Raw genomic sequence first — 26,073 nt, forward strand, 5'->3', positions numbered from 1 at the left:
CGGGCGAGGCTCATTGCCCGCCACTCGCAGACTGGTTCACATGAGCAACGATCCCCTTGCGCGCCGTCGCGACTGGGGCTAGGGTTCGCGTCTACACGGCAAGGCCATGTACAAGTCGCACTTCCAATAGTCCGCTCGTCTCGAGCCCGTCACAACGTTGACTCGACGCCTCTGCTCCTGCGTGCCCGCTCGTCGTGGCCGCACTGGCAGAGGCAGGACCGCTCGTCTGCGCGCGCGCCCACACCTATTTGGTGCAGTGGCGCGAGTGAGGACGGCGACTGGAAAGCCGCGATGAAATTCCATTCGAAGCCAATTGAAGAACACACTGAAGTCCCGCTCGCCGACGACGGCCGCCGGGAGCAACTGATTGAACACTGGGCCCGCGTGGACGGACGCCCCAACATCCGCGCCGACGGACAAAACGCCTGTTACGTGGTGTCTGTCGGGGTCTGGGACGATCCTGCCCAGCAGCAGGCGCAGCTGGCCGAGATCCTGGGGCTGGTCCGCGCGCAAGGGGATCGGGTTGTCGGATACGAGACCTATCAGCGCAGTCGGCCCGATCCACGTACCTATTTGGGGACCGGGACGGCCGAGGCGATCGCCGCCCGGGCGACCGCGGCGGGCGCCGATCTACTGGTCATCGACGCGGAGCTGAGCCCATCGCAGACCCGCAACCTCGAGGACGCGACAGGCTTCTCGGTGAGTGACCGTGAAGCGGTGATCCTCAATGTATTCTTGATTCACGCGAAGACCCGGAAGGCGCGGATTCAAGTCGAGATTGCCCAGCTCGAGTATCTACGCCCGCGGATCCGCGGGATCGGGCTGGACATGGATCAGCAGGCCGGCGGGCTCACGAAGGCTCGCGGCCCGGGCGAGACGGCGTCGGAGCTGCTCGCGCGCCAGCTCGACGGTCGCCTGGCCGAGCTGCGCAAGCAAAACGCGAAGCTCGAGCGGGCCGAACAGACCCAGCGCAAGGGCCGGGAGTCGTGCGAGCGGGTGGCCCTGGTCGGGTACACCAACGCGGGCAAGACCTCACTCATGAACGGGCTGACCGCGGCCGGGCTGTCGGCCCGGGACATGCCGTTCGAGACGCTGGACACCACCTCTCGCAGCCTGACGCGGCACGGGGGCGACGTGGTGATCAGCGACACGGTCGGCTTCATTCGGCGACTGCCGGCCCGGCTGTTGGCCAGCTTCGAGACCACGCTCGCGGAGCTGCGCGAGGCCTCGCTGCTGGCGATCGTGGTCGATCTATCCGACCCCGAGTGGTGCATGCACCTCGACACGACCCACGCCGTGCTCGCGCGGATCGAGGCCGACCAGATCCCGCGTTACTACGTATATAACAAGCTCGATCGGATCGAGCAGGCGCCGTCAACCGAGCAGCTGCAAGCGCGCAGCGGCGGCCACGAGTTTGCCGTGCTCAGCAGCACGGACGTGGACGCGGTCGCCCGGCTCGAGACCGCGCTGATCGACGCTGCCCGGCATCGGCACCAGCGCACCCGCGTGTTCGTGCCGTACGCGGCTGCCGACGTGATTACGTCGATCTATGCGGGCTGTCGGGTGATCACGACCAACGCGACCGAGCGCGGTCTGGCGTTCACGATCGAGGGCACGCCCCAAGTGATCGCCGGGATCCGGCGCGCAGCGAAGGCGGTGCAGCGATGACCGCCGGGCCTCATCGAGCCCTGGTGGCGCTGCACGGCGTCGACGTTGACTCGCCGACCCGCCGACCGCTGATCCGCGATCTCGGGCTCAGCGTCTCGGTCGGCGATCGCGTCGCGCTGATCGGCCGCAACGGCGTGGGCAAGTCGACCTTGCTCGAGCTGCTCGGCGGGCGCGTCACGCCCGAGCGTGGCGTGGTGAGCCTGACCACCGCGCCGGCCTTCGTCCGCCAAGATCCAAGCCGGGACGAGGCCCTCGGCAGCGCGCGAGACCTGCTGGATCGCGCGCGGGTCGAGCCCGAGCTCGAGGGTGAGCTGGCCCGGGAGCTCGCCGAGGTCGGGCTCCGGCCGCTGACACAGCTGCTCGCGGCCCAGGAGCTCAGCCGCGGCGAGGTCCGCAAGCTGCTCCTGATCGCGGCCAAGCTCGCGCAGCCCGAGCTGTTGTTGCTCGACGAACCCTCCGAGGACCTCGACGCCGCGGGCGAGGCCTGGCTGCAGCGGTGGTTGCCGAGCTTTCGCGGGGGCTTGATCGTCGCGTCGCACAGCCGCCGCTTGCTCCGCTGTTTCGAGCACTTCTTCATCGTCGCCGAGTCCGGCTGTCGGTATCTGGCCGGCAGCTTCGAGCAGCTCGAGCGTCAACTCGAGCGAGAGCAGGCTGATCGGCAGCGACGCTACGTCGAGGATCTGAAGACCCTCGCTGACGCCGAGCGCCACAACCACGCGGTCAACCAACGGCGGCGACGCAAGAAGAACGTGGGCCGACTCCACGAGCTGCGCCGCTGCACGTCGCGGTGCCGGCTCAACGACAAGCGCAGCTACGCGCAAGAGAGCCAGGCCAAGGCCGCGAAGATCCGCAACGAACGGATCGGCGCGACCCGTGAGTGGACGCGATCGACCCGACGCGCGCTGCGGGTCCAGCTGCCGCTGCGGGCCCTGGTTGCGACGCTGCCGGACCCCGATGGTGAACCGCTGATCTCGCTGTCAGACGTCGGCGTCGCGGTCGGTGGGCGGCCGTTGTTCGATCGCGTCAGCGCGCGCCTCGGTCGCGAGCGCGTGGGCGTTGTCGGGCAAAACGGAAGCGGCAAGACCACGCTGGTGCAGGTCATGCTCGGCGAGCGGGCACCGAGCCACGGCACGGCGACGCGCCGGTCTGAACGGATCGGCTCGATCGCCCAGGGCGCGAGCGACTGGGTCTCAAACGACAGCCTGCTCACGCGGCTGCTCGATCGCTCGAGCGCGGCGTCGCTCGACGAGGCCGCCCAGCTGCTGCTCGCCCACCGGTTCCCGCTCGCGCTCGCCGAGCGTCCGCTCGCGTCGCTCAGTCCCGGCGAGCGGGTCCGGGCCGCGCTGATCTGCCTGTCGCGGCAGACCCCAGCGCTCGAGCTGTTGGTCCTCGATGAGCCGACCTTCAGCCTGGACCTCGTCGGCCTCGCGGCGCTCGAGGCCGCCCTCGCGGCCTGGCCCGGCGGGCTCGTGGTGGTCAGCCACGATCGAGAGTTTCTCGACGCGATCGGGACGCGAGCCAAGCTCACGCTCGACGGCCGCGGCGGCCACACCTGGACTTGCTATTAGCTTCAGTCCTGACCGCAGTAGCGCAGCTGGCAGGCCGGCGTGTTCGGCAGGTTGTACAGGTAGTAGTCGGGGCACGCGACGACCTGAACGTTGGCGTTCCAGTTGCACTGGTTGCCGCTCCAGTTGAAGCACACCTGACGCGCGACGATGCCGTCGTTGAGCTCGGGGTGGGCTCCGTTGAGCCACCCTGTCGCATGGGTGGCGCAGTTGCTGCTGGGGATCACGGTCTCGGACATCTGGGTGCCAGCGTCGCCCGTGAACCGGTACCAGCCCGGTCCCTGCCAGCCATTGCCGACCTGTTGATCGCAGAACGCCCCGCCGCCGACCTGGTTCTTGTTGCGGTTGGCCCCCGTGAACTCCGTGTAGGGCAAGAAGCACTGGGGATCCGCCGACGCGATGCACATGGTGTCGCAGCCGTCATCGTCGTCTTGATCGCCGTCGTCGCACTCTTCGACGCCGTCGTGCTTGAAGCCGTCGCCACACACCGCGATCGTGCACGCGGTCGTGCACGCGTCGTTGTCGCTGTCGTTCTGGTCGTCGCACTCCTCGACGCCGTCGTAGACGATGCCATCACCACACTGGGCGGGCGTGCAAAACGGTGAGGTGCACGCGTCGTTGCTCTCCATGTTGCCGTCGTCGCAGACCTCGACCCCGGCCTGGACGTAACCGTCGCCGCAGAACGCCAGCTGGCAAGCCGGGCAGTCGTCCGCGGTCACCATGTTGCCGTCGTCGCACTGCTCGCCCTCTTGGAGGATGCCGTCGCCGCACTCGCCGGTGAGGCAGGTCGCCGTGCAGCCGTCGGCGTCGTCGTCGTTGCCGTCGTCACACGCCTCGACCCCGGTCTGGGTGAAGCCATCGCCACAGGTCGCGAGCTTGCAGCCCGCGACGCAGTCGTCGGTGTTGTCGGCGTTTTGATCGTCGCACTCCTCGAACCCCTCGTAGAGGAAGCCGTCGCCACACGAGGCGATCGTGCACAGCGGCGTGCACTGGCCAGACTCGCTGTTCTGCGGGCCGAGGTCGCACTGCTCGCCGGGATCGACGATCCCGTCGCCGCAGCTCTGGGATGGATCACCGTCGCCGTCGCCGTCGCCGGTGGTCTCGTCGCCGTCACCGTCGCCCGGGGTCGTCGTCGTGGTCGTCGTGAAGGTCGCGCTCCCGAACCGGTCGTCGTTGTCCGGCTCCGCACAGGCGAGCGTGAACAAGGGGGCTAGGAAGAGGGCAAGCGAGCGGCGCATGGCTGATGCTACGGCGATCACCGGGGCAGATCCAACCGCAATCGGCGTGCGCGCTCGCGCTCGGTAGCTTGGCCAGACCACCACCGTGGACAGCACGCACTCGCCGCGACGGTCCAACCGGAAATGGAACCAGCGGGCCCGCTGCCCCCCGGGACGATCTGGGTGTTTTTCTGGTTGCGATCATAGTGTTTATCGGACACCATCATGGCCCATGCTCGAGCGACTCGAGTTTTATCGTCAAGAAGATGTGCTGGGAGAGTTCTCGAACTTCTCGAGTCACCCGATCGAGCTCGACGGGCAGTTGTGGGCGACGACCGAGCACTACTTTCAAGCCCAGAAGTTCCACGATCCCGAGCTGCGTGAGCGCGTCCGTCTGGCGCCCAGTCCAGGCCAGGCGGCCAAGCTCGGGCGCCGGCTCGCGGGGCTGCGTGCGGACTGGGAGCAGGTCAAGGAGTCCGTCATGCTCGACGCGCTGCGGGCCAAATTCGGGCAGCACCCCCGACTAGCGCGGCTGCTGCTCGGCACCGGGGACGCCGAGCTGGTCGAGCACACCCGCAACGACAGCTACTGGGCCGACGGCGGTGACGGCAGCGGACGCAACCGGCTGGGCGTGCTGTTGATGCAGCTGCGCGCCGAGCTGCGAACCCGCGACGAGTGACGCTTGTCGCGGGTTCAGACCGGCGCCGACACCTGCCCAACCTCAGCAGCGCTGCGGGCAGGGTCGGTCGCCGCTCGACTCGAGCTGCAGGGTCGAGTGGGCGATCCCAAACCGGGTCGAGAGCTCGCGCTCGGCATCTCGAACCAGGTCCCCCGCCTGCCCATCGACCACCAGGTGGGCCGTGAGCGCGACGTCGCGGGTGCCGAGCGCCCACACGTGGAGATCGTGCACCTCGACCACGCGCGGGTGCTCGCCGAGGTACGCCCGCACGCGATCGAGGTCGATGTGCCGCGGCGCAGCGTCGAGCGCGAGATTGAGGGCCTCGCGCAGCAGCGACCAGGTGCCCACGAAGATCACCACCGCGATCACCAGGCTCACGACCGGGTCCAACCAGCGCCAGCCGGTGAACAGCAGCAGCGCGCCGGTCACGACCACGCCCAGCGAGACCGCCGCGTCGGCGGCCATGTGCACGAAGGCGCCCCGCAGGTTGAGGTCGGAGCCGTGTCCGTGCTCATGACCATGCCCGTGACTGTGGCCGTGCCCCTGACCATGACCATGACCGTGACCCTGATCGCTGCGCAGCAGGATCACGGCCGACAGCAGGTTGATCACCACGCCAATCCCAGCGACCACCATCATCGTCACCGCCGTCGGCGCGGGCGGATCGGCGAGCCGCTCGATCGCCTCCCAGGTCAGCGCCCCGGTCGCGGCGATCAACAGCAGCGCGTTGGCCAGCGCCGCCAGCACCGTGGACTTGCGCAGCCCGTAGGTCCGCTGACCCGAGGGTGACCGACGCGCGAGCCAAGCCGCCCCCCACGCGATCAGCAGCCCGAGCACGTCGCCCAGGTTGTGAGCGGCGTCGGCCAGCAGCGCGACCGAGTCCGCCGCGAACCCATAGCCAAACTCGGCGACGACATACGCCGAGTTCAGGACCACCCCGAACGCGAACGCTCGATCGATCCGGCGATCGTGATCGTGATCGTGATCGTGGCTGTGGTCGGGCATCGGCGTGGTCGCTCGCGGGTCGTGGTTCTATAGCCTGTCGGCTCGTTCGGCGCCCGTCCGCCAGCGCCTGCTGACGGTCGTGGCGTAGTGGCCGCACGATGATGCCACGAGCGACGGCGCAGCTTCGAACACCCACCCCGGACGTCCTCAGTTCAGCGCCGCGTCGGGCGCGGGGCAGCGCGAGCGCTCGCGCAGCGCCGGCAGCTCGGCCTCGAACATCCGCCCGAGGGCAGCGTCGAACCTGTCGCGGTCCAACACCAGCACGTGCTTGTCCTCCGCCGCGACGTGCCTGCGCGTCATCGGATGCTGAATCGAGAACCCGCGCACCTGCGAGAGCTGATTCTCGAGCGCGAACGAGGCGTAGTACGCCGCGTCGTCGGCCTCGAGGTCCGTGGTCACGAACGGCGACGCCAGCTGCCACAGCGCCGACAGACCGCGCAGCCCACGATCTTGCACGCGCCGCGCGAACCCCAGGATCACCGCCTGCTGCCGCTTGGTGCGATCTCGATCGCCGGTGCCGTGGCGCGATCGCACGAACTGCAGGGCCGTCGCGCCGTTCATGTGATTGCGCCCCGCGGCGACGCTCATCATCACGCAGGGCTGATCGGTCCCGTTGATCCAGAAGCAATCCATGATCGGACACTCGACGTCGACGTCGACGCCCCCGAGCTCGTCGACGAGCGCCTCGAACCCGGCGAAGTCGATGCTCGCGTAGCGGTCGATCCGGATCCCGAGCTCGTCCAGCAACACCCGGCGCAACAGCGGGATCCCCTGCCCTTTGCCGAGCCGCACCTCACCGACCCGCACGACCGAGCTGACCCGGGCGTGATCGCGGCCTTCTTCGTGCAAGGTCCCCAGGTCCGGCAGCGCGACCCACAGATCACGCGGAATGCTGAACGCGGCCAGGTTGCCGTCGCGGTGGCGAAACGCGAGCACGATCATCGCGTCGGTCCGGCCGACGACCTTGTCGGTCCGGTTGTCGGCGCCGAGCAGGAGCACGAACGAGACGCCGTCGAGGCCCGGCGGGCGCCGCGGCGCGGGCGGGGGCGGCTCGCTGACCGCCGCTGCGTTGGGGATCACGACCCGGCGAGCGAGCGCCACGCCGGGCGGGCCGTCGGGCTCGACCTCGACGCTCAACCCAGGCGGAGCCTCCGGCGCCCCGACCAGCTCGCGGAACGACTTCGCGGTCGTGTGTCGCAGCACACCCACGTCCTCGACCAGGGCCCAGACCAGCGCCGCGATCAGCACCGCGAGCGCCGACAGCCCAGACATGACGTAGATCAGCGCTCGCTTGCGGCCAGGACTCACGGCGCCTCGACGCACCGCGAGCTGCCCGCTATTCCGCCGCCCTGCCCCGCCTGGCCGCGTGTCGCGAGCGCACCACTAAACAAAACAATGGCCCTCGTCCTGCGCTGTCGAACGGGTACCCTGCGCCAAATGGTCGACGACAACCACGATCCGATCCGCCTCACCGCCTACGCAAGCGGGGGTGGCTGAGCCGCCAAGCTGCGGCTCACGGACCTGGTCGAGGTCCTGGACGGGGTGCTCCCACCTGCAGCCGGGAGTGAGCGCATACTCGTTGGACCCGAGCTGTCCGACGACGCGGCGGTCGTGCGTCTGCCGACCGACGACGGATCCGAGGGGCCGCGGCTGGTGCTGACGACCGACACGATCGCGCCGCTGGTCGACGAGCCCGAGGCCTTCGGCGCGATCGCGGCCGCCAACGCGATGTCGGACGTGTGGGCGATGGGCGGGCGACCGCTGTGGGCGCTGAACTTGGTGTTCTTCCCCAATGATCAGCTGCCGCTGTCGATCCTGCGCCGGATCATGCTGGGCGCCCGGGACAAGTGCGCGGAGGCCAACGTGTCGATCGTCGGGGGCCACACGGTCCGCAACGGCGATCTGAAATTCGGGCTCGCGGTCACCGGGATGATCGACGCGGGTCAGCGCCGGGCGCTGGCCAACACCCGCGCGCTGCCGGGCCAGGTCCTGGTGCTCAGCAAGGCGCTGGGCACGGGGGTGATCGGCACGGCGATCAAGCAACAGGCCGCGAGCGCCAGCCAGATCGCGACGGCCACCGCGTCGATGTCCCGGCTCAACGACGTCGCCGCTGCGCTGGCCTGCAAGCACGGCGCGACCGCCTGCACCGACGTGACGGGCTTTGGCCTGCTCGGGCACCTGCGCAACATCTTGAGGGGCAGCCGGCTGCGCGCGCAGATCGATCTGCATCGGCTGCCCGTGCTCCCCGGCGCGCTCGAGCTGCTCGCGGCTGGCCACTACCCGGGCGGCAGCAAGGCCAACCTCGAGCACGTGGAGAGCTCGCTGCTGCGCCGCTACTCGAGCAACGACGTCGACGCGTCCGCCCGCACCCGCCTCGCCGCCGATGCCCAGACCAGCGGGGGCCTGCTGGTCTCGCTGCGCGTCGAGGAGGCCGAGCGGATGCTCGAAGAGCTGCGCGGCACCGGACACCAAGCCGCGATCATCGGCGAGCTGCTGCCGGCCAAGCCCGCGCAGATCGGCCAGGTCGAGCTGCGATCCGGGCGCTGACGCGCCTGGTCCCGCTCAGTACTTCGGCTGCCAGCTCTGGGCCCGGGCGAGCTCGGGGTCGGTGCCCAGCGTGACGCTGCGACCCGGGATCACGGCCCCCGCGTCCTGAACCATGTGGAGGTTGGCCCGAAACAGCTTCGCGCCCGTGAAGTCCGTGTCGCGGATGTCGGCCTGGGCGAAGTCGGCGTAGGTCAGATCCGCGGCCGAGAACACGGCGCCCTGGCAGCGCGCCCGATGCAAGATGCACTGCTGCATGTCCGCGCCCGAGCAGTTGGCCTGCTCGAGGATCGCGTCCATGAAGATGCTCTGAAACAGCTGGGTCCGGCTCAGGTTGACCCCGGTGAGATCGGCCTCGACGAACAGCGCGTTTGGGATCGCGGCCTGGACAAAGCTGGCGCCGGCCAGCTTGGCGCCCTTGAAGTTGCAGTTGCGCAGGTCCGAACCGCTCAGATCGCAGCCCTCGAGCTCGGCGTCGGTGAACTGGGTGTAGGGGAACCGCATCTGCGCCAGCTTCATGCCGCTGAGCTTGGTCTGGATCAGCGTCACCCGCTCGAAGTGGGCGCCGGTGACGTTGGCCTTGCGCAGGTCGGCCTCGAGCAAGGTGACGGCCAGGAGCTTGGTCCCGCTGACGTCGAGCTGGTCCAGATCCGACTTCAGGAACACGGCGCGGTCGAGGGTCGCCTCGCACAGCACCAGCGAGGCGAGCTTGCAGCGAGCGAACGCGGCCGCGCGCAGATCGGCCCCGCGCAGGTTGAGATCGGGCGCCACGCAGTCGTCGAACTTGGCGGCGGTCAGCGTGGTCTTGGCCAGGTTGACGCCGGACAGGTTGCAGCCGCCGACGATCGCCTGGTGAAGGTCGGCGCCCTCGAGCGCCGCGCCGTCGAATCGGCAATTCAAGAAGATCGACTCGCGCATGGCCGCGCCGCTGAAGTCGGCGCCGCGCATGTCGACGGACTCGTACAGCGCGCCGCTGAGGTCCGCGCCGCGAAAGTCCTTGCCCGACAGGTCGAGCTCGGTGAGCACCTCGCCGCTCTTGATGTACGCCGACAGCTCGGCGCCGTTAGACGGTGTTGCCATCTTCGGCCTCCAGCTCGAGGTTGGGCTCATGCCGCGGGTTGACCCGGACCTTGGTCAGCAGGGCCTCGTCGAGCTGAACACGCTCGTCGCTGCGGATCCGGGCCATGTCGGCGCCGTGGAGGTTGCAGGCTCGCAGGTCGACCCCACGAATGATCGCGTTGGTGAACGAGGCGTGCATGAGGTTGGCGCTGAGCATGACCGCGTCGCTGAGGTCGGCCTTCTCGAACTTCGTCTCGCGGGCGATCGCCTGATAAAAGCGCGCGCCGGTCAGATCACAGCTGCTCAGATCGGCGCTGTCGAGCGTGGCCTTGGACAGCTCACAGCCGATCATGGAGGTCCCACGCAAGAAGCAGCGAGGCATGAACGCCTCGATGAACTTGGCCTCGTCGAGCACGCAGGACTCGACGAAGCGCGCGTTGGTCAGCGTGGCGCCCGAGAAGTTGGCGCCCCTGGCCACGCAGCTCAAGAAGGTGCACGAGGTCAGATCGGCGCCGGACAGGTCGGCGCCGCTCAGATCCAGCTTGATGAAGCTGCCGCCCTTCAGCTTGGCGCCAGCGAACCGCGCCCCGCTGATCTCGGCCTCGAGCAGGATCGCGTCCTCGGCTTGGATCCCGCTCGCGTCGGTGCCCTCGAAGGCTGCCTTGGACAGATCCGCGCCGCCCAGCTTGGCCCCGCAGATCGACGCGCCCGAGAGGTCGGCCCCCGCGAGCACGGACTTGCTCAGGTCCGCGCCCTGGGCCGAGACCTCGAGCAGCTTGCTGCCGCCAAGGTTGGCGCCCCGCAAGTTGGCGCGATCGAGCTTGGTGCCGCGGAGCGAGGCGTGGGCCAAGACCGCGCCGCTGAGGTCGGCGTCGCTGAGGTCGGTCCCGTCGAAGCGCGCGCTCTCGAAGAAGGCCCCCGCGAGCTTGGCCCCGCGCAGGTCCATGTTCGAGAGATCGGCCCCGGTCAGGTTGAGGCTGGCGAAGTCCTCACCTGCGGCGAGCGCCCGGATCACGCGCTCGCGCGCCGCGGGGAGCAGCGCCTCGTCCATGCCTGGGGCGGGGCTCTGCAGGTGAGCGGTTAGCACGTAGCCCTCGCGCATCTTGAGCTCGGCGGCCTCCCAGCGAGCGTAGAGCTCCCTGTCGACGCTCATCTCCTCGAGCTCGTCGACCACGGTCCCGCGGCTGCGAAAGTCGGCGGCCATCGCGACGATCGACGCGAGCTGGGCCGCGGCGGTGAACGTGGGGGGCCCGACCGGGGCCGCCGCGACGGTCTCGGCGCGAAGATCCGCGCCCGTGAACCCGGGGATCCCCAGCTCGTCGACCATCGCCTCGACCTTCTGCAGGCGATCCTCGACCCACTGCTTCTCCTCCTTGGCCTTGGCCTCGGCCTCGGCCTGGAGCTTGATGGCGAGCGCGGGCAGCTCGGCGGGGGTCGGCGGCGGCTGGGGAGGCTCGGGCATCAGCGGCCCGTGGACGTCGGGGTCGAGCCCGCACGCGGCGACGATCCCCCGGGCCCGCTCGGCCTCGGCGACCGCCTTGTTGTGCATGTTCTTCTGCATCAGCGCCTCGTGCTTGCCGAGCTCGGCCTCCTCGCTCTGCAGCGCGTCAGGCTGGTCGGACAGGCCCTCGGGCAGCAGCTCGTGCTCGCGCAGCCAGGCGATGCCAGCGTTCTCGGCGTCGACCATGCGATCGCGCAGGGCCTGGTGGTAGTGCTCGACGGAGCGGGGCTGGCCCTCGTTCTCGGCCGCGGCGACCAGAGCCAGGACGTCGGCGCCGTCCTCCTCGCGGATCATCGTCGAGCCCTGAAAGATCATCACGGCCCGCTCGGCGTCGGGGAAGAACCACAGGGTCTGCAGCGCGAGCGGGATCTCGGTGAAGCGCTCGGCCTCGTCGTGCTCGCCGCTGGGTTGGCCGTCTTCGCCCAGCCGGGGCACGAACACCTTGCGCTTGATGAAGGTCCGCGCCACGTAGCGCGGCAGCTGGCCCTCGAGCACCGGGAGCTGGGGGTGCATGTTGTCGAACCGGAAGCTCTCGCCCGGCGCCCAGAACCCCTCGCGCTGCTGATCGCGGGCGGCGAGGTTGAAGATGCTCCAGTCGACGTCGGCGGCGAGGCCAGGAAACAGGTTCTCGAGCCAGGCGCCGTCGTAGGTGCCAGCCAGCGAGGTGCGCTGCGGCCAGCTGATGTCGATCGGCAGCATGCAGGCGGGCTCGGGCCGCTTGCGCGGGCTGTCGACCAGCTGCCGCGGGTACTCGACGTTGGGCAGCGGCCGGATCATCACCTGCTGGATCTCGACCTCGGCGTCGCCCTTGCCCAGAGGGTTGGTGGGGAAGTCAGGCCCGCCGTAGGCCCGATCCCAGCCCAGGCGCATCTGCGAGAACGGCTGGGGCTCCGTCGGGGTCGTGCCCCGCCAGTAGCGATCGCCGTAGACGTTGAGGGTCTTCTCGAGCGCGCCGACGCGGACGCGGATCGGCACCGCTGGCTGCGGCGCTCCGCCTGGACTGTGGGCGAAGCCATCGACGAGGTACTCGCCGCGGGACTTGGGCACGCCGCCGTCGAGCACGGGGACCTCGAGCCGGGCCGGCATGAAGGTCCACAGCGAGATCTCGCTGAGCAGGTTGGACGGGCCGGTGAGCGGCACGAACGCGAGCACCGAGACCCCGAGGTGGTGGCGACGCTGATGCTCGAAGCAACGCGTGACCACGCTGAGCTTGCCTGGCTTGACGACCTTCAAGACGGATCCCCTGTGATTCGAGTGGTTCGCTTCAATTCGATTGTTCGGCCGGAGCCGCTTCGGTGGGCGCGGCAGGCGAACCAGCAGCGGTCGGCGGCACCACGGCGACGATCGTGAGTTTCTGGCGGTCCGCTGGGTCGAACTTGACGCTGACCTCGACGCCCACGCGGTAGTTGGCCAGATCGACCGGCCCCATCACCTGGGTGATGTCGACCTGAAAGTCCTCGCTCGCGTCGCCGCTGGGGTGGACGATCAGGCGAACCTCGACCTCGGGCTTATCATTGAACGAATTGCCGTTGTCGCGGAGCGAGACGATCGTCGCGGTCGCGTCCTGACCGCTGGCGAGCAGGTCCTCGCGCTCGTTCTGACGCCGAAGCTCAGGGCCAAAAGAGAAGAACAGAGCTGGGATGATGATCGCCAAGAGCAGGAGGCTCCCCACGATCTTCTCTTTTCCGCTCAACTGGACTGCGTCTGGTTCTCGGGCCATGCCTGACTGTATTCGCTGGATCTGGATCTGGATCTGGGCCTGGGGCGAGGACCGCTAGACGACCGACACGAAGCCGAACAGCTTGAGGTTCACGTAGCCCTGTTGGATCGCGGCGCCCAGCGACTCGATCGTGGTCTGGCGTCCGGCCTTGAACACCGAGCCGGCGACGTCGACCTTGAGCCCGACGACGTCGACCTTGTTGTTGACCAGGCCGATCGCGAGATAGACCATGTCGAGCTTTCCGCTCAGCACCGAGGTCTTCCACGCGAACAAGTCGGAGTCCTTGCCGCCGATGCTCTCGAAGAACGAGTCGACGGTGGTGGTGCCGCCCGGGGCGACCATGGTCAGGCCCGCCGGCGCGACCAGCTTCATCGCGGCCCCGCTGGTGATCGTGACCCCGGCGGCCGCGGTCACGTCGTAGGTGGCCGGGGTCGTGACCGAGACGCCCCCGACGATCGTCTGGCTGAGCGAGCCGGTGATCTTGTCGGTGACGCCGCCCGTGATCGTGTGGGTGACGCTGCCGCCGATCGTCTCGGTCTGGTCGGCCGCGATGTCGCGGGTCTCGCTGGCGGCGAAGGTCTCGGTCACGTCGCCGGTCACCGTGCGGGTCTCGGTCGCGTCGACCGTCTCTTCGAAGTCGCCGACCACGTGCACGGTCCGGTTGCCCCCGACCGTCATGTCCTGGTTGCCGTCGACCGTCTCGCTCTGGTTGCCGTGGACGGTCTGGGTCTGATCGACGTCGACGTTGTTGGTCTGGTTGTTGCCGACCGTGGTGTTGTGGTCGTTGAGCACGACCTCGTTGAAGTCCTTCTGGGCGTGGATGTAGATCTCTTCGGATCCGGCCGCGTCCTCGAGCCGCAGCTCGTTGAAGCCGCCGCCACCCGGCGAGCTCGCCGACTTGATCGTGCTCTTGGTCTTGTCGTCGGGCAGCGGATAGGGCGTCGCGTTGGCGCCGTTGTAGACGCACCCCGTGACCATCGGGCGGTCGGGGTCGCCGTCGAGGAAGGTCACGGTGACCTCCATGCCGATCCGCGGCAAGAACACGAAGCCCCAGCCGTTGCCGGCCCAGGGCTGGACCACGCGGATGAAGCACGAGGCGTTCTCGTCGGACTCGCCGCCGCGATCCCAGTGAAACTGGACCTTGATGCGGCCGTGCTCGTCGGTGTGGATCTCTTCGCCCGCGGGCCCGACGACCGTCGCGGTCTGCATCGAGTGGATCCGCGGTCGCGGGGTCCTGCGAGCGGGCCGCCACTCGAGGTCGATCGGCACGCACTCGAACCGGTTGTTGTACGAGTCTTGCGCGGAGCCCTCGGCGTCCGTGCGCATGTAGTTGCCCGCGTTGTGCTCGACCGAGATGACCAGGTACTGGCCGTCGAGGTTGGGGGTCGGGTGGTCGAGCAGCTCGAACTTCATGCCCGGGCTGAGCCCGGTCGCCGTCGACATGCCGATGCTGCGGGTCGCGTCGCGCTGGTGGACCACGCGGCGCAGACGAACCTGGGACTCGACCGCGGCGGTGTCGAGGCCCTCGGTCCGGTAGCCGTAGAGGGTGCTGGGCTCCTCGTGCTCGTAGTCCTCGCGCTCGGGCCCGAGCTCCGCGCCGTTGGCGAAGCCGAGATCGCTGACGGTGTCGTTCTCGACCAGCTGGGCGGGACCGGGCGCGAGCCAGTCATAGACCGCCGTCCGGGCGACGCTCGGGCGCAGCTTGGACTCGCGGCGGAACGCGTGGATGTTCTCGCCCATGCCCGCGCCGTCGCCCCGCAAGACGACCGGCAGCACGCCGTCGTCGTTGCCGTGCGAGATGAGATCCTCGTAGCCCGAGGGATCGTCGATCAAGGTCAGGATCTCGGTGTCGGCGTGCTTGAAGCAGTAGACGATCCCGTACTCCTCCATGAGCCGGTCGACGAAGTCGAGATCGGTCTCGCGGTACTGGACCGTGTACTCCTGCGGGCTGTAGTCACCGGTCAAGAAGTCGGTGTTGACGCTGCGCTCGTAGGGGTCGAGGCCCTCGGACAAGACCGCCGCGAGGATGTCCGGGATCGTCATGTCCTGGAAGATCCGGCTGGTCTTGCGGTGGCCGAGGGCGACCAGCGCCGGGACCACGGTCAGGGTGGCGACGACGTGGTCGGCCTGGTTGGTCCCGTCCTCGACGCTCTCGACGATGCCGCACAGCTCTCGCTGCAGCGAGCCACGCTCGACCGTGACGACGACCGAGGCGCCGAGCATGGCGATCGCCTCGGCGTGCGGGTCTTGGGTGCGCAGCTCCAGGCGCAGCTGGTAGGGCTCGTTGAACCGCTCCGAGAGCTCGAGGCCCGACACCTCCCACTCGACGTCGGACGCGGACTCGCAGAAGAAACGCAGCCGCACGGGTTGTTCGGTTTGGTCAGTCATATCAATCAGCGCTCACGGTAAGAGCCAGGCGACAGTCACAGACGAACGCGCCAGATGATCACGGCGACAGGATCAGAACCTTGACCTGGCTGGGCGCGACCCGAACCCCCGGACAGTTCGTCGAGTTCTGCAGCGAGGCGCTGGTCACCCGGGTCGCGGGCATGCCCCCGACCAAGCACGTGAACGCGCCGGTCAGGTGCCGGGAGGGCCCCATCACCATGCCCGAGGCGACGCCCGTGGCGACCCCGGCGTTGTCGCCGTTGGTCATCGGGATCGTCGTGCCCATGTTGTGCGCGGGCGCGCACATGAACAACACATTGTACGCGGCTGGCACCCCCATTGGACCCGCGGTGATGTTTGGATAGGGGATCGGCACGGGGCCGGCCGGGGTCGGGGTCAGGCAGACATCGGGAAACCCGGTGTCGATGCCCATCATCTGTGTGTTCGCGAACATGCTTGATCCTGCTTGCAGTTGGTCCGGCTGGGGTCGAGCTCAGCCGAGGTGGATCTGGCCGCCGTCGACCTTGACCAGGTCGGTGCCCTTGACCATCGCGTGGGTGGCCGCGATCTGAACGGTGTGCTCGGCCCGGTAGTCGAGGTTGCCGGCCTGGACCTGGTCCAGACCCTCGACCGTGCGAGCGCTGGTCTTGGTGTGGGTGCTGAGGCGATCGGCGAGGGTCTCGATCACCTTGGCGACGAACGTGGACTTGGTCACGTGGGTGAACAGCGAGCGCAGCACCGCGGCGCACTCGTCGATGATCAGCCGAGCTGCGCGGGCCCGGACCTGCAGCTCGTCGGCGTTCAGGCCCAGGCGCGCGTCGCTGTGGAGATCGAGATCTTCGCGCGCGGCGATCTTCAGCCGGCCGTCCACGCGCAGCTCGGCGTCGCCCTGCACGCGCAGCAGCGCCGGGGTCGTTGCCACGCGCTCGAGCACCGCGAGCACGTAGGCGTGCTCGCCGGGCAGGCCCTCGTCGGCGAACCACACCCGATCGCCGAGCTCGGGCTCGACCAGACAGCTGACCGCTCGCCGGGCCGAGAACCGCCGCTCACCATCGTCGAGCGTGAAGCCTTCGTCGGCCCGCGCGAGGATGGTCGCGCCGCCCTGTCGAGGCGCCACGTGGGGAGAGTCGCGGACGAGTTCGAGATCGTGGGCGTGCATGGTAGCCGGCAGACCGTATCACGCCGGACTCACGACTCGCTCGCAGAAACCGGATCGCCCATCAACGCAGGGAGCTGGGCCAGGCTGCGCAGCGAGGCCCGCAGGAACTCGGCGAGCGCAGCCCGGAGCGCGGCTGGATCGCGGATCGGCTCGCCGTCCTGCCGGGGGGTGAGATCCCCAGTCTCGACCAGGCCCGCGAGGGCGTCGAGCAGCGCGTCGTGATCCCGGGTTCCATCGAGCAGCGGGACCAGGTGGGCCAAGGTTGGCTCGAGCACGAAGGGCCGGTGCTCGAGGGCGGCGAGCCAGCCATCGCGCCCGGCCATCCGTCGATTGAACGCCGAGATCCGCGGCCGCGCCGAGCTGGCCGCGCCGATCGGCGGCTCCCAGCACCGGGCCACGACGGCGTTTCGCACCATGCACTCGATCAGGCTCGCGACCAGCTGTTCACGGGTGGGCGTGGTGCTGTCGTGACCGGCCGTGGCCAGGCGCCCACGGGCGCTGCGCTCGAGCTGCTCGAACCCCACGCTCGTTGGCCACACAGCGCACAGCTCGACCAGCGCGGCCTTGGTCAGGGGATCGGACGCGCCGATCGACAGCTTCGCGTCGGGCGAGGACAGGATCTGAAACGAGACGGGCGCCTCGCTGGCGAGCAGCTGGGTAGGATCGTCACAGTGGACCTGGCCGTGCATGGCGAACCGCAAGCCAGGGAGGGCCGCCGGCTGGATCTGTCGCGCTCGCCGGCTGTCGCCGCGGCTGAGCACGCTGACCCGGAGCTCGCGGTTGCGCACGAAGTCGAGGTACTGCTCGACGGCGAGCGGATCATCGGTCGCCTCGGCCAGCTTGGCCAGCTCGGTCAGCGTCGCCGGGGCCAGATCCCGCGCGACCATGGTGTCGAGCGAGGCGTCGCAGACGTAGCCCAGACCCGCCCCGTCGTTGACGGCCCCGACCCGCCCGATGAACTCGTGGAAGTACAGCGGCGCGTTGTCGGGCTCGAGGTGCTCGTGAAACAAGTACGCGTCGGGGACCCGGCGCACGACCTCGCGCTCGCGCGCCAGCGCCAGCGAGTAGGCCTCGGGCTCGGTCACGCCCGCGTGCTCGCGGCGCGCGGCCACGGCGTTGGTGACGAAGTCGAGCACGGTCCGCGCCGCGGCGAGCTGCAAGGTCGGCGACGCGACGCCGCGGGTCCGGTACTTCATCAGCTGCCGGACCATCTCGCGCGCGTGACAGCCGGGGTAGACGTTGTAGCTGACCACCGCCAGCCCGCGCGGCTCGAGCAGGGCCGGGAGCAGCGCCAAGATCCGGTCCTGAACCGGGCGCGAGACCCAGCTGAACACGCCGTGACAGATGATGTAGTCGAACCGCCCGAGCGTCGCCGGGTCGAGCTCGAGGATGTCGGCGACGTGCAGCTCGAGGTTGTCGAGGCCGAGCGCCTGCGCGTCAGCCTGCGCCCGATCGATCTGCGTGCGCGAGCGATCGATCCCCACGAAGCGACTCGCGGGCAGGTGCTCCGCCATTGGCAATAGGTTGCCCCCGCAGGCGCAGCCGAGCTCGAGGATCCGCGCCCGCTCGACCGGCGCGGGCGTCGGCTCGACACCAAACAGCAGGCCGAGCACCCGCAGCCAGTCCGGGTGGGTCTGCGGGTGACACAGGCTCGGGTACGGAACCGGATCGTAGCCGTCGGTCATGGTCATCGCTCATGCGTGGGTCGGCTCGCCGACCCACGCGCGCGATGGTAGGTCATATTCAACCGCTCAGTGCCTTCGGGCGACCTGGTTGTAATAGGTCAACGTCGCCTGCGCGAGCGCCTCGACCAGCTGCCCGCGCCCGGTCGCGCCGAGCATCAGCGCGCTCTCGTCGGCGTGATCCAGGAACCCCACCTCATGCAGCACGGCCGGCATGCGGGCGCCCATCAGCACGTCGAAGTTGGCCTGCCGGACCCCGCGATCGGGCCGGCCCGGGAACCGACGGGCCTGCTCGGTCTGGATCGCCTTGGCGTAGAGCGCCGCGTGCTTGCGGTTGTTGGTCATTCCGAGCTCGCGCAGCATCACGGCGATCTCGTCGTCGTCGCCGCTCGGGCGTCCGAACGCCTCGTCGTTCTCGCGCTGGGCCGTGAGCGCGGCCTCCTTGCTGGACGCGTCGACGTCGAGCAGGAAAGTCTCGAACCCGGTCTGATCTGCGCGCGGCGAGGCGTTGCAGTGCAGGCTCAAGAACAGGTCGGCCTTGCACGCATTGGCGAACCCGACCCGCTGCGAGAGGTGCAGGGTCTCGTCGGTCTCGCGGGTCAGGAGCACCTCGGCGTGGGGCATCAACTCGACGACCCGACCGGCGAGCGACTGCGCGAGGGTCAGCGTGACTTCCTTCTCGTGAGTGCCCCCGCGGTGCGCGCGACAGCCGAGGTTCTCGCCGCCATGACCTGGATCGATGACCAGTCGAAAGCCCTGCTCGATGACCGGGGTCGGGCCAGCGAGCACCCGGGCCGGACGCAGCGCGACGGCGCCAGCGGAGGCTGCGCAAAGTCCGAGCAGGAAGTCTCGTCGGTTCATGTCCTACATGTAAGACACTGTCGTCCTCGGTCCAAGAAACCGCCGGAAACCACCAGCAAAACCGACTAGACTGCCGGCCCGCGGCCGCGTCGTGGGCCTGCGAGCCACTGGGTGAGCACGAAGACCGGACATACCCCCGCGCCCAAACCGACCTCGCCCGAGGCCGTCACCCATGCGCGCTCCTGGTGGGACATCGCCGCCGTCGCCCTGACTGCGGGGCTGCTGCAGATCATTGCGAGCATCGTGCTTGGGCTCGCGCGGCTCGATCGCTTCACCGCCGCGGCCAACGAGGGCGCGTACACCTACCTGGTCGTGGCGGCGTTGGTCGGCGCGGGCGTGTTCTCGATCTGGTCGGTCCGCGCTCGCCCGCCGGTCGCGTTGACGCTCGCCGCGATCTGGCCGGTCGCGCTGTGGTACGGCCTGCGCCCGCATACGACCAGCCTCGGCCTGGCCTATCACGGCGAGTTCATCCTCCATCACTTCTCGGCGCTGCTGTGCCTGGTGCTGGCGATCGCGGTCCCGCTTGGCTGGGCTCGCGACCTACGCCTGGGCAAGCTGCGCTTCGCCCCGGTGATCCTGGCGCTGCCCGGCGCGCTGCTGCTCGCCGCGGCCCACCTCGGACGGATCCCGGTCGGTCCGGCGTGGCTGGCCCAGGCCAGCTTGGCCCCGATCGGCGCGGCGCTGCTGCTCGCCGCGTGGCCGGTCGCGGCGGGCGTGTTCTGGCGCGAGCTCGGTCCCTCGTCGCGCCGCCCGATCGTGTTCGTGCTGGCCCTGCCGCTGCTCGTGCGCGTGGGCGTTACCGGGTGGGGTGGGCTCGGTGGAGAGCTCGCCGGTCAAGACGCGATCGTGTGGATCGGCGCGGCGATCGTCGTCACCGCGATCGTCACGCTGTTGCTGCTGCGCCCGCGGCTCGAGCTGTGGGTCACGGTCGTGGTCGCGCTGATCTGCCTGCTCGGCAGCATGTTCTGCTACTTCCTCTACGAGCGGGGCTTCGGCGAGCTCGAGGACGGCCTCGGCGGGCTGCTGCAGTCGCTGTTCGGGTTTCAGGTCCCGTACCCGTCGTACGTCAGCGACTGGCGCTCGGCCGGCCTGATGACGGGCCTGTTCTTCATGTTCGTGACGGTCTACGCGTCGCTGGTCTCGACCGAAGACCGGGTCCGGGGCATCGCGCTGGGCCTGATGCTGGTCGCGGGCCTGGGGTTCTCGAGCCCGCACCTGGTCATGATGTTCGGTGTCGGCGCGCTGCTGGTGGTCGAGGGCATGTTGCCGGGCGCCCCGCACCGCGACCTGGCCCCGTCGCTGTCCGAGAGCATGGCCTCGATCGAGGCCGCGCTCGAAGCCTCGAGTGATCCCGACGAGCGCCGCGATCCCAACGCCGAGCTCGAGCGGGTCCGCGAGGTCGTCGAGGGTCTGGCCCAGCGCCACGGGCTCGAGCCGCCGACGCTGGCGCAGACCGGCCCAAACGCACACTTGCTCAGCCTCCGCGGCCCGCTCGACGGTCCGCTCCTGGACCTGCGGGCCCGCATCGAGCCGAGCTCGACCCGCGTCGAGCTCAGCGTCGGGCTGCCGGGCCGCGGCGAGCCGGTGTTCGAGCTGGTGCCCGATCCCGGCAAGCGGGGCAAGCGTCCGACCCACCTGCTCGCGCGCAGCCACCGAGTCCACGGAGCGGCCCGCGGGCTCGAGGCCTTCGGCGACGCGCCGCTCGACGCCATGACCTGCTTCCCGACCGCGTACCTGCGCGCGTGGGAAGGCGGCGTGCAGGTCGATCTCGGCCGCGAGCTGGTCGGGCTGCGCGTGGATCAGCTCGACGCCCTGGTCCGCAGCCTCGCCCGCGCGCTGGAGCCCCACGGCGCCGACCCTGCCGGGGAGCCAATCGACGACCCCATCGATGATCCCAATGGCGATCCCAATGGCGATCCCAATGGCGACTGAGGCGTGACCACGCGGCACCGTAGCTTGCGCTTCGCCGAGGTCGAGCCGTTCTCGGCCCACGACCTGGCGGCGCGCTGCGATGATCAGCGCTACGCGGCGCTGCTCGAGAACCCGGGCGCGCCGTCGGAGCTGGGCCGCTACGCGTACGTTTGCACCGATCCGTTCTGGGTGTTCCGCAGCAAGCGCGAGCGCTGCTGGTCGGGGCCACCGCACGCCGTGGCCGAGGTCGATCGCGCCCCGCTCGACGAGCTCGCGCGGCTGCTCGAGCGCGACCGAGCGGGGGTCGTGCTGCGCCCGTCCGGCGGGGACGATCCGCTGCCCCCGTTCGTCGGTGGCGCGGTCGGCTACCTCGGCTATGAACTTCTGTACCTGATCGAGGACATCCCCGATCGCGGCCGCGATGATCTCGCGCTGCCCGACGCCTACCTGCTGTTCTGCAAGCTGGTGTACGCGAGCGATCTGCTGACCGGCCGCAGCTGGGTGTTTGCGACCGGGTTCGGGCCAACGCCCGAAGCGGCGGCCAGCGAGGCCGAGTCCCTGCTCGACGCCGGCCGCGAGTTCGTTGCGAGCCACACTCCCGCTCCCGCGCACGAGGTCGAGCGACTGCGCGCGGCCGCTGCAGCTGCGCGGGCTCGCCAACCTCGCCTGCTCGAGGCCCATCTGCACGAGCGCGGGATTACCCCGACGATCGACCGCGCTGGGTACCTCGCCTCGATCGAGCACATCAAGGCCCAGATCCTGTGCGGCAACGCGTTCGAGGTGTGCCTGACCCAGCGCTTCGATCTGCGCCTGCCCACGCGGGTCCGCGAGCTCTACGAGGTCCTGCGCGCGATCAACCCGGCGCCGATGAGCGCGTATCTGCGGTTCCCCGAGGCCGAGCTGCTGTCGGCCTCGCCCGAGCGCTTCGTCAGCCTCGATCGCGCGGGCACGATCGAGACCCGACCGATCAAGGGCACGCGCCCGCGCGGACCCAGCCCCGCCGAGGATCAGGCGCTGCGCGACGACCTGCTGAGCGCCGCCAAGGACCGGGCCGAGAACCTGATGATCGTGGATCTGTGCCGCAACGATCTGGGCAAGGTCAGCGAGTTCGGCAGCGTCCGCGTCGACGAGCTGTGCGGCGTGCACCCTTACGAATTCACCTGGCAGATGGTCTCGACCGTCCGCGCCCAGCTGCGCGCCGGGCTCGGGCCGGTCGAGCTGCTGCGGGCCTGCTTCCCCGGCGGCTCGATGACCGGCGCGCCCAAGATCGAGGCCATGAAGATCATCGACCGGCTCGAGCCGACCAAGCGCGGGGTGTTCTCGGGGGCGATCGGCTACTTCGACTTCGACGGCTCGCTGGATCTGAGCATCGTGATCCGCACGCTGATCAAGACCGGCGAGCTGCTGACCTTCAACGTCGGCGGCGCGATCGTGGCCGACTCCGATCCCGACGACGAGTACCAAGAGACGCTCGACAAGGCCCACGCCCTGGTCCTGGCGATCGACCTAGTCCGCGCGCGGGGAGCCAGCTGAGATGCCCACGCCGGATCGCAGCTACCGCCTGGTGATCATCGATAACTACGACTCGTTCGCCTACAACATCTACCAGCTGCTCGGCGAGCTGACCGGCTGCGCGGCCAAGGTGGTGCGCAATGATCGGATCACGCTGGCCGAGCTCGAGGCCGAACGACCCAGCCACCTGGTGATCTCGCCGGGTCCCGGCAACCCCGAGGACCCCCACTACTTTGGGGTGTGTCACGCGGCCATTCACGCGCTGGGGTCGCGCCGCGTGCCGATCTTGGGCGTGTGCCTGGGTCATCAGGGGATCGGCGCGGCGTTCGGCGCCAAGGTCGTTCGCGCCCCGCAGGTGATGCACGGCAAGCAAAGCGAGATCATGCATGGCGGCGAGGGCCTGTTCGCCGGGCTCCCCTCCCCGCTCATGGTCATGCGCTACCACTCGCTGATGCTCGATGAGGCCAGCTTGCCGGTGGAGCTCGAGGTCACCAGCCGGACTCGCGACGGGCTGTGCATGAGCGTGGCGCACCGCCAGCTGCCGATCGCGGGCGTGCAGTTTCACCCGGAGTCGATCGGCACCGAGCACGGCGCCGCGTTGGTCGATAATTTTCTGAGCTGGTGACCGAGGCTCACCCGGACAAGGGATCGTGGAACACCGCCGCCACGTCGAGCGTGCAGGCGATCGACGCCAGCGTCGCCGCGCCTCGATCACGCACGACCTCGAGGGTCCAGCGATCGGCGTCAACGCGACGCCACAGCTCGAGCCTGCGCTCGTCGTGGGCGACGAACACGATGTCCCGCAGCGACGGGATCAATTTATAGTGGGCCAGCTTTTCACCGCGGTCGTAGTCTTCGGTCGAGGGGCTCAGCACCTCGATGATCACCACCGGGTTCGTCACCGTGTTGCCGCCAGGGTCTTGCGAAGCGCACTCGAGCTCGCCGCAGATGACGGACACATCTGGGTAGGTAGCGAGGCCGGTGGCTTGGACGCGAATGCGTAGATCCGAGCTGAACACCGCGCACGGCCGCCCCCGTAGCTGGTTGGCGAGCGCCGTCGAAATGTTGACGGCGAAGCGTGCGTGATCCGGGCTGCCGCCGGCCATCGCCCACACGTGCCCGCCGAAAAACTCGTGCTTGATCGGGCTGATCGCCTCGAGGTCGAGGTACTCGCGGAACGTATGACGCTGACGCGCGACCTCCATCGAGAGTCACTATACACGCCCAAGAGATCCCGGACTACTCGGGCTCGTCGCCGCGAACGTCCACGCGAACCGCCGCGCCGTGCGGCGGCGCGGGCAGCACGACGTGCTCGGGGCTGCTGGGATCCATGACCCAGTGAAACCCCGGGCCAAGCGGATCCATGAGCGCCGAGTCCCCGTCTGCGTCGCCTTGAAACCCGCGGCGCTCGATCTGCACTTCGACCTCGCGCTCCCCGGAGGCCCGGTCGCGGACCTTGACCACGATCTCATCCTCTTCGAACCCGCGCGCCTGCAGCTCGAGCAGCAGCTGCGCGCGGGCCTGCTCGACGTCGACCTCGCGCAGCGACAGGCTGAACGCACGATTGGCCAAGCGGCGGGCCCAGATCGTCTCGATCTCGCCCTCGAGCGGGGTCTCGATGATCTTGGCGTGCTCGAGCTCGGGGAACTGCTCGCGCAGCTCGTGCTCGATCTCGCCGAGCGCGAGCTCGTGATCCCACAGGCGGATCATCATGACGAACTGCGAGCCGGAGCCGTCGACGGCGATCTCGCGCATGAGCACGTCGACCTCCGACGCGTTGCTGCGCGCTTGCACGTACTTGGCGATCGACTGCGCCGACGAGAGCTCCCCACCGAGCATGCGGATCTCCACGCTGGTGCCGAGCGGGACTTCATACGAGGTCGGCAGCACGCACGCGCCGACGATCGCCACCAACATGACAGCCAGCGCGACCGCGAGGCGATGCCGCGCCAACATGCCAAACACGCCGAGCAGGCCGTGCTCGCCCGGGTCGGGCTCGCGCGCTGGGGTGGCGTAGCGCTGGCTCCACGCCGCGAGCGCCTCAGCCTCGCGCGCGTCGGCGCTCGCGCGCTGATCAGGCTGATCAGGCTGATCAGGTGCTGGCGACGGCTCGATCCGCGGGGCGTGAAGCTCGCGAAGTCGGGCCTCGATCGACGGTTCAGAGCGCATGGGAGACCTCCGGGTTCTGCTCGTCCTCGAGCGCGCGCGAGCGGAGCCGCAGCTCGCTGACGGCCCGCGAGATTCGCTTGCGCACCGCCGACTCGCGCAGCCCCAACAGCTCGGCGATCTCGGCGTGGCGCAGGCCGTCTCCGTAGCGCATCGCGAGCAGCTGACGGGTCTGCTCGGGGCACTCGGACAGGATCTCGCGCACCTGTCGGGTCCGCTCGTCGGCGATCATGTGATCCAGAGGCCCGGTCGTCTCGCGTAGCCCGTCGGCGATGACCTCGAGCGCGACCGGGCACTTGCGGGTGCGGTAGTGATCGATCACAGCGTTCCGGGCGATCCGCAGGACCCACGCGCGGACGCTGCCGCGGCTTGGATCAAACCCGCCGAGGTGCTCGACCACGCGTCGAAACACCTCGGCGACCAGCTCCTCCGCGTCGGCCCGGGAGTCGACCCGCCGCGCGACAAAGCGCGCGACCAGGGGGTGCAGCTCACGGTACAGGCGCGTGAACGCCCGGCGATCCCCAGCCACAGCCTGGCGCACACGGCGAGCCAGTGGATCACGAGCAATGAGCATGCGGAGCCCCTACGACCCAGCCCCGGATCTGTGACCGGGGGCGCCAGGCTCGACCGGGCAAGCTCGGCTCAGGGCCGAAAGATCTTGATCATGCCGTCGAACCAGCCGGGCCGCCCCGCGAGCTGCTCGAGCTCACCGTCGTCTAGGAACACGCCCCCGCACGAGAAGCACTTGTCGACCTTGACCCCGCGGAACTCGACCTCCTGGAGCTCGGCCCCGCACTTGGCGCAGCGCATCCAGTGCAGCTCCTTGAGCGAGTCGCGCTCGTGATCGGCGAGCTCGGCCTGCTTGGCGCGAACGGCATCGCGCCGCTTCTCCAGCTCTTGGCGAAGGATGTACTCCTCTTCGTTCTCACTCGGGCGTGTCATGGTTGCTCCTGCGGTCTCAGCCGCCAGTGTCGGCGGGCGGCGTGGGCTCCGGCTGCGGCGCCGGCTCGGGATCCGGTTTGCTCGGGTTGTTCTTGGCGAGGAAAGCCTTGGCGGCGGCGTTGCCGGGATCGACCTTCAAGAGCCGCTCGTAGAGGTCGGTGGCCCGCTCGGTCGCGCCCGTCTGGGCGGCGGCCTTGGCAGCCCCACGCAGCGCCAGCTTGTTCGAGGGCGACTGCGAGAGCGCGCGATCGAAGAATTGATTGGCGCGCCCGTTGTTGCCCTGCGCGGCGTAGCCATCGGCCAGACACACCAGCACGTCGATGTTGTTGGGCTCGCGATCGAACGCCTTGAGCAGCGTCTTGACGCCGGCGCTCGCGTTGCCAGACGAGACCTCTTCGCAGCCGCGCTCGAGCAGACGATCAAAGCCGTTGCCGCCACCGCCACCGCCGCCGCCACCGCCGCCACCGCCACCGCCGCCACCACCGCCTTCGTCG

23 protein-coding genes are annotated in these 26,073 nt (G+C 69.3%); 7 read left to right on the top strand and 16 right to left on the bottom strand.

Translation table 11 applies throughout. From position 1 onward, the window contains the following. Nucleotides 1-291 precede the first annotated feature (291 nt). Together hflX and ENSA7_RS00250 are read left to right on the top strand one after the other, a co-directional pair. The gene (gene hflX, locus ENSA7_RS00245) at nucleotides 292-1,668 is read left to right on the top strand and encodes a GTPase HflX (RefSeq protein ID WP_106087160.1); all 1,377 of its coding nucleotides are present in this window, start codon (nucleotides 292-294) and stop codon (nucleotides 1,666-1,668) included. Next, entirely contained in the window at nucleotides 1,665-3,236 is a 1,572-nt protein-coding gene (locus tag ENSA7_RS00250) for an ATP-binding cassette domain-containing protein (protein WP_106087161.1), read from the top strand. The genes hflX and ENSA7_RS00250 overlap by 4 nt, the downstream gene beginning before the upstream one ends. Nucleotides 3,237-3,238: 2 nt before the next feature. Here ENSA7_RS00250 and ENSA7_RS00255 read toward each other — a convergent pair whose 3' ends face one another. Next, nucleotides 3,239-4,471, bottom strand: a complete 1,233-nt coding sequence (locus ENSA7_RS00255) for a DUF4215 domain-containing protein (RefSeq protein ID WP_106087162.1) — start codon at nucleotides 4,469-4,471, stop codon at nucleotides 3,239-3,241. Between the two features lie 211 nt (nucleotides 4,472-4,682). On the opposite strand from ENSA7_RS00255, the gene ybiA reads away from it, so the two are divergent. Further along, nucleotides 4,683-5,129: a riboflavin biosynthesis intermediates N-glycosidase gene (gene ybiA, locus ENSA7_RS00260; RefSeq protein ID WP_106087163.1), complete on the top strand. Its 447-nt coding sequence runs from the start codon at nucleotides 4,683-4,685 to the stop codon at nucleotides 5,127-5,129. A gap of 42 nt (nucleotides 5,130-5,171) precedes the next feature. On the opposite strand, the gene ENSA7_RS00265 is transcribed toward ybiA, so the two are convergent. Then, complete coding sequence (locus tag ENSA7_RS00265) at nucleotides 5,172-6,134, bottom strand: cation diffusion facilitator family transporter (protein ID WP_106087164.1); 963 nt, start codon at nucleotides 6,132-6,134, stop codon at nucleotides 5,172-5,174. A gap of 147 nt (nucleotides 6,135-6,281) precedes the next feature. Continuing rightward, nucleotides 6,282-7,442, bottom strand: a complete 1,161-nt coding sequence (locus tag ENSA7_RS00270; protein ID WP_106087165.1) for an LCP family protein — start codon at nucleotides 7,440-7,442, stop codon at nucleotides 6,282-6,284. Between the two features lie 198 nt (nucleotides 7,443-7,640). On the opposite strand from ENSA7_RS00270, the gene selD reads away from it, so the two are divergent. Then, the gene (gene selD, locus ENSA7_RS00275; protein ID WP_106087166.1) at nucleotides 7,641-8,681 is read left to right on the top strand and encodes a selenide, water dikinase SelD; all 1,041 of its coding nucleotides are present in this window, start codon (nucleotides 7,641-7,643) and stop codon (nucleotides 8,679-8,681) included. Nucleotides 8,682-8,696: 15 nt separating this feature from the next. Here the strand turns inward: selD and ENSA7_RS00280 are convergent, their stop codons facing one another. The 8 genes from ENSA7_RS00280 to ENSA7_RS00315 all read right to left on the bottom strand — a co-directional run bounded on the left by ENSA7_RS00280 (nucleotide 8,697) and on the right by ENSA7_RS00315 (nucleotide 19,048). Next, complete coding sequence (locus ENSA7_RS00280; RefSeq protein WP_181232816.1) at nucleotides 8,697-9,758, bottom strand: pentapeptide repeat-containing protein; 1,062 nt, start codon at nucleotides 9,756-9,758, stop codon at nucleotides 8,697-8,699. Further along, nucleotides 9,742-12,471, bottom strand: coding sequence for a DUF2169 family type VI secretion system accessory protein (locus tag ENSA7_RS00285; RefSeq protein ID WP_106087168.1), 2,730 nt, complete (start codon nucleotides 12,469-12,471; stop codon nucleotides 9,742-9,744). The genes ENSA7_RS00280 and ENSA7_RS00285 overlap by 17 nt, the downstream gene beginning before the upstream one ends. A gap of 31 nt (nucleotides 12,472-12,502) precedes the next feature. Then, nucleotides 12,503-12,958 carry a hypothetical protein gene (locus ENSA7_RS00290; RefSeq protein ID WP_146157155.1) on the bottom strand — a complete coding sequence of 152 codons (456 nt, stop codon included), beginning with the start codon at nucleotides 12,956-12,958 and terminating at the stop codon, nucleotides 12,503-12,505. A gap of 54 nt (nucleotides 12,959-13,012) precedes the next feature. Next, nucleotides 13,013-15,346, bottom strand: a complete 2,334-nt coding sequence (locus ENSA7_RS00295) for a type VI secretion system Vgr family protein (RefSeq protein ID WP_106087170.1) — start codon at nucleotides 15,344-15,346, stop codon at nucleotides 13,013-13,015. Between the two features lie 58 nt (nucleotides 15,347-15,404). Further along, on the bottom strand, nucleotides 15,405-15,800 hold the full coding sequence (locus ENSA7_RS00300; RefSeq protein ID WP_106087171.1) for a DUF4150 domain-containing protein: 396 nt from the start codon (nucleotides 15,798-15,800) through the stop codon (nucleotides 15,405-15,407). 39 nt (nucleotides 15,801-15,839) lie between these two features. Then, nucleotides 15,840-16,505 carry a DUF3540 domain-containing protein gene (locus ENSA7_RS00305; protein ID WP_106087172.1) on the bottom strand — a complete coding sequence of 222 codons (666 nt, stop codon included), beginning with the start codon at nucleotides 16,503-16,505 and terminating at the stop codon, nucleotides 15,840-15,842. Nucleotides 16,506-16,534: 29 nt separating this feature from the next. Beyond that, a complete protein-coding gene (locus tag ENSA7_RS00310; RefSeq protein ID WP_181232818.1) occupies nucleotides 16,535-18,190 on the bottom strand; it encodes a methyltransferase regulatory domain-containing protein in 1,656 nt (551 codons plus the stop codon). A 66-nt stretch (nucleotides 18,191-18,256) separates the two neighbouring features. Beyond that, nucleotides 18,257-19,048, bottom strand: a complete 792-nt coding sequence (locus ENSA7_RS00315) for an N-acetylmuramoyl-L-alanine amidase family protein (protein ID WP_106087174.1) — start codon at nucleotides 19,046-19,048, stop codon at nucleotides 18,257-18,259. Nucleotides 19,049-19,159: 111 nt separating this feature from the next. Here ENSA7_RS00315 and ENSA7_RS00320 point away from each other — a divergent pair, with 111 nt between their 5' ends. Genes ENSA7_RS00320 through ENSA7_RS00330 form a run of 3 tightly spaced genes read left to right on the top strand, consistent with a single transcriptional unit; the run spans nucleotide 19,160 to nucleotide 23,096 of the window. Then, nucleotides 19,160-20,980 carry a hypothetical protein gene (locus ENSA7_RS00320; RefSeq protein WP_106087175.1) on the top strand — a complete coding sequence of 607 codons (1,821 nt, stop codon included), beginning with the start codon at nucleotides 19,160-19,162 and terminating at the stop codon, nucleotides 20,978-20,980. Nucleotides 20,981-20,983: 3 nt separating this feature from the next. Next, nucleotides 20,984-22,492: an aminodeoxychorismate synthase component I gene (gene pabB, locus ENSA7_RS00325; protein ID WP_106087176.1), complete on the top strand. Its 1,509-nt coding sequence runs from the start codon at nucleotides 20,984-20,986 to the stop codon at nucleotides 22,490-22,492. A 1-nt stretch (nucleotide 22,493) separates the two neighbouring features. After that, a complete protein-coding gene (locus ENSA7_RS00330) occupies nucleotides 22,494-23,096 on the top strand; it encodes an anthranilate synthase component II (RefSeq protein ID WP_106087177.1) in 603 nt (200 codons plus the stop codon). A 7-nt stretch (nucleotides 23,097-23,103) separates the two neighbouring features. Here the strand turns inward: ENSA7_RS00330 and ENSA7_RS00335 are convergent, their stop codons facing one another. The 5 genes from ENSA7_RS00335 to ENSA7_RS00355 form a co-directional block, all read right to left on the bottom strand. Continuing rightward, a complete protein-coding gene (locus tag ENSA7_RS00335; RefSeq protein ID WP_106087178.1) occupies nucleotides 23,104-23,676 on the bottom strand; it encodes a Uma2 family endonuclease in 573 nt (190 codons plus the stop codon). Nucleotides 23,677-23,710: 34 nt separating this feature from the next. Beyond that, entirely contained in the window at nucleotides 23,711-24,640 is a 930-nt protein-coding gene (locus ENSA7_RS00340) for a hypothetical protein (protein WP_106087179.1), read from the bottom strand. Further along, the gene (locus tag ENSA7_RS00345) at nucleotides 24,630-25,211 is read right to left on the bottom strand and encodes an RNA polymerase sigma factor (RefSeq protein ID WP_106087180.1); all 582 of its coding nucleotides are present in this window, start codon (nucleotides 25,209-25,211) and stop codon (nucleotides 24,630-24,632) included. Before ENSA7_RS00345 ends, ENSA7_RS00340 begins: the two co-directional genes overlap by 11 nt. Before the next feature lie 68 nt (nucleotides 25,212-25,279). Then, nucleotides 25,280-25,579: a TFIIB-type zinc ribbon-containing protein gene (locus ENSA7_RS00350; protein WP_106087181.1), complete on the bottom strand. Its 300-nt coding sequence runs from the start codon at nucleotides 25,577-25,579 to the stop codon at nucleotides 25,280-25,282. A gap of 16 nt (nucleotides 25,580-25,595) precedes the next feature. Next, nucleotides 25,596-26,073, bottom strand: a 478-nt coding sequence (locus ENSA7_RS00355) for a tetratricopeptide repeat protein (protein ID WP_146157156.1), incomplete at its 5' end; no start/stop codon positions are given.

It is taken from the genome of Enhygromyxa salina (assembly GCF_002994635.1).
Taxonomy (GTDB): Bacteria; Myxococcota_A; Polyangia; order Nannocystales; family Nannocystaceae; genus Plesiocystis; species Plesiocystis salina_B.

Excerpts from the sequence above, each read along its gene's own strand:
- ENSA7_RS00295 (WP_106087170.1), bottom strand. The coding sequence starts at position 15,346 with ATGACTGACCAAACCGAACAACCCGTGCGGCTGCGTTTCTTCTGCGAG.
- ENSA7_RS00330 (WP_106087177.1), top strand. The coding sequence starts at position 22,494 with ATGCCCACGCCGGATCGCAGCTACCGCCTGGTGATCATCGATAACTAC.
- ENSA7_RS00290 (WP_146157155.1), bottom strand. The coding sequence starts at position 12,958 with ATGGCCCGAGAACCAGACGCAGTCCAGTTGAGCGGAAAAGAGAAGATC.
- ENSA7_RS00280 (WP_181232816.1), bottom strand. The coding sequence starts at position 9,758 with ATGGCAACACCGTCTAACGGCGCCGAGCTGTCGGCGTACATCAAGAGC.
- ybiA (WP_106087163.1), top strand. The coding sequence starts at position 4,683 with ATGCTCGAGCGACTCGAGTTTTATCGTCAAGAAGATGTGCTGGGAGAG.
- ENSA7_RS00340 (WP_106087179.1), bottom strand. The coding sequence starts at position 24,640 with ATGCGCTCTGAACCGTCGATCGAGGCCCGACTTCGCGAGCTTCACGCC.
- ENSA7_RS00265 (WP_106087164.1), bottom strand. The coding sequence starts at position 6,134 with ATGCCCGACCACAGCCACGATCACGATCACGATCACGATCGCCGGATC.
- ENSA7_RS00255 (WP_106087162.1), bottom strand. The coding sequence starts at position 4,471 with ATGCGCCGCTCGCTTGCCCTCTTCCTAGCCCCCTTGTTCACGCTCGCC.
- ENSA7_RS00350 (WP_106087181.1), bottom strand. The coding sequence starts at position 25,579 with ATGACACGCCCGAGTGAGAACGAAGAGGAGTACATCCTTCGCCAAGAG.
- ENSA7_RS00345 (WP_106087180.1), bottom strand. The coding sequence starts at position 25,211 with ATGCTCATTGCTCGTGATCCACTGGCTCGCCGTGTGCGCCAGGCTGTG.
- ENSA7_RS00310 (WP_181232818.1), bottom strand. The coding sequence starts at position 18,190 with ATGACCGACGGCTACGATCCGGTTCCGTACCCGAGCCTGTGTCACCCG.
- hflX (WP_106087160.1), top strand. The coding sequence starts at position 292 with ATGAAATTCCATTCGAAGCCAATTGAAGAACACACTGAAGTCCCGCTC.
- ENSA7_RS00305 (WP_106087172.1), bottom strand. The coding sequence starts at position 16,505 with ATGCACGCCCACGATCTCGAACTCGTCCGCGACTCTCCCCACGTGGCG.
- ENSA7_RS00250 (WP_106087161.1), top strand. The coding sequence starts at position 1,665 with ATGACCGCCGGGCCTCATCGAGCCCTGGTGGCGCTGCACGGCGTCGAC.
- ENSA7_RS00300 (WP_106087171.1), bottom strand. The coding sequence starts at position 15,800 with ATGTTCGCGAACACACAGATGATGGGCATCGACACCGGGTTTCCCGAT.
- ENSA7_RS00315 (WP_106087174.1), bottom strand. The coding sequence starts at position 19,048 with ATGAACCGACGAGACTTCCTGCTCGGACTTTGCGCAGCCTCCGCTGGC.
- ENSA7_RS00335 (WP_106087178.1), bottom strand. The coding sequence starts at position 23,676 with ATGGAGGTCGCGCGTCAGCGTCATACGTTCCGCGAGTACCTCGACCTC.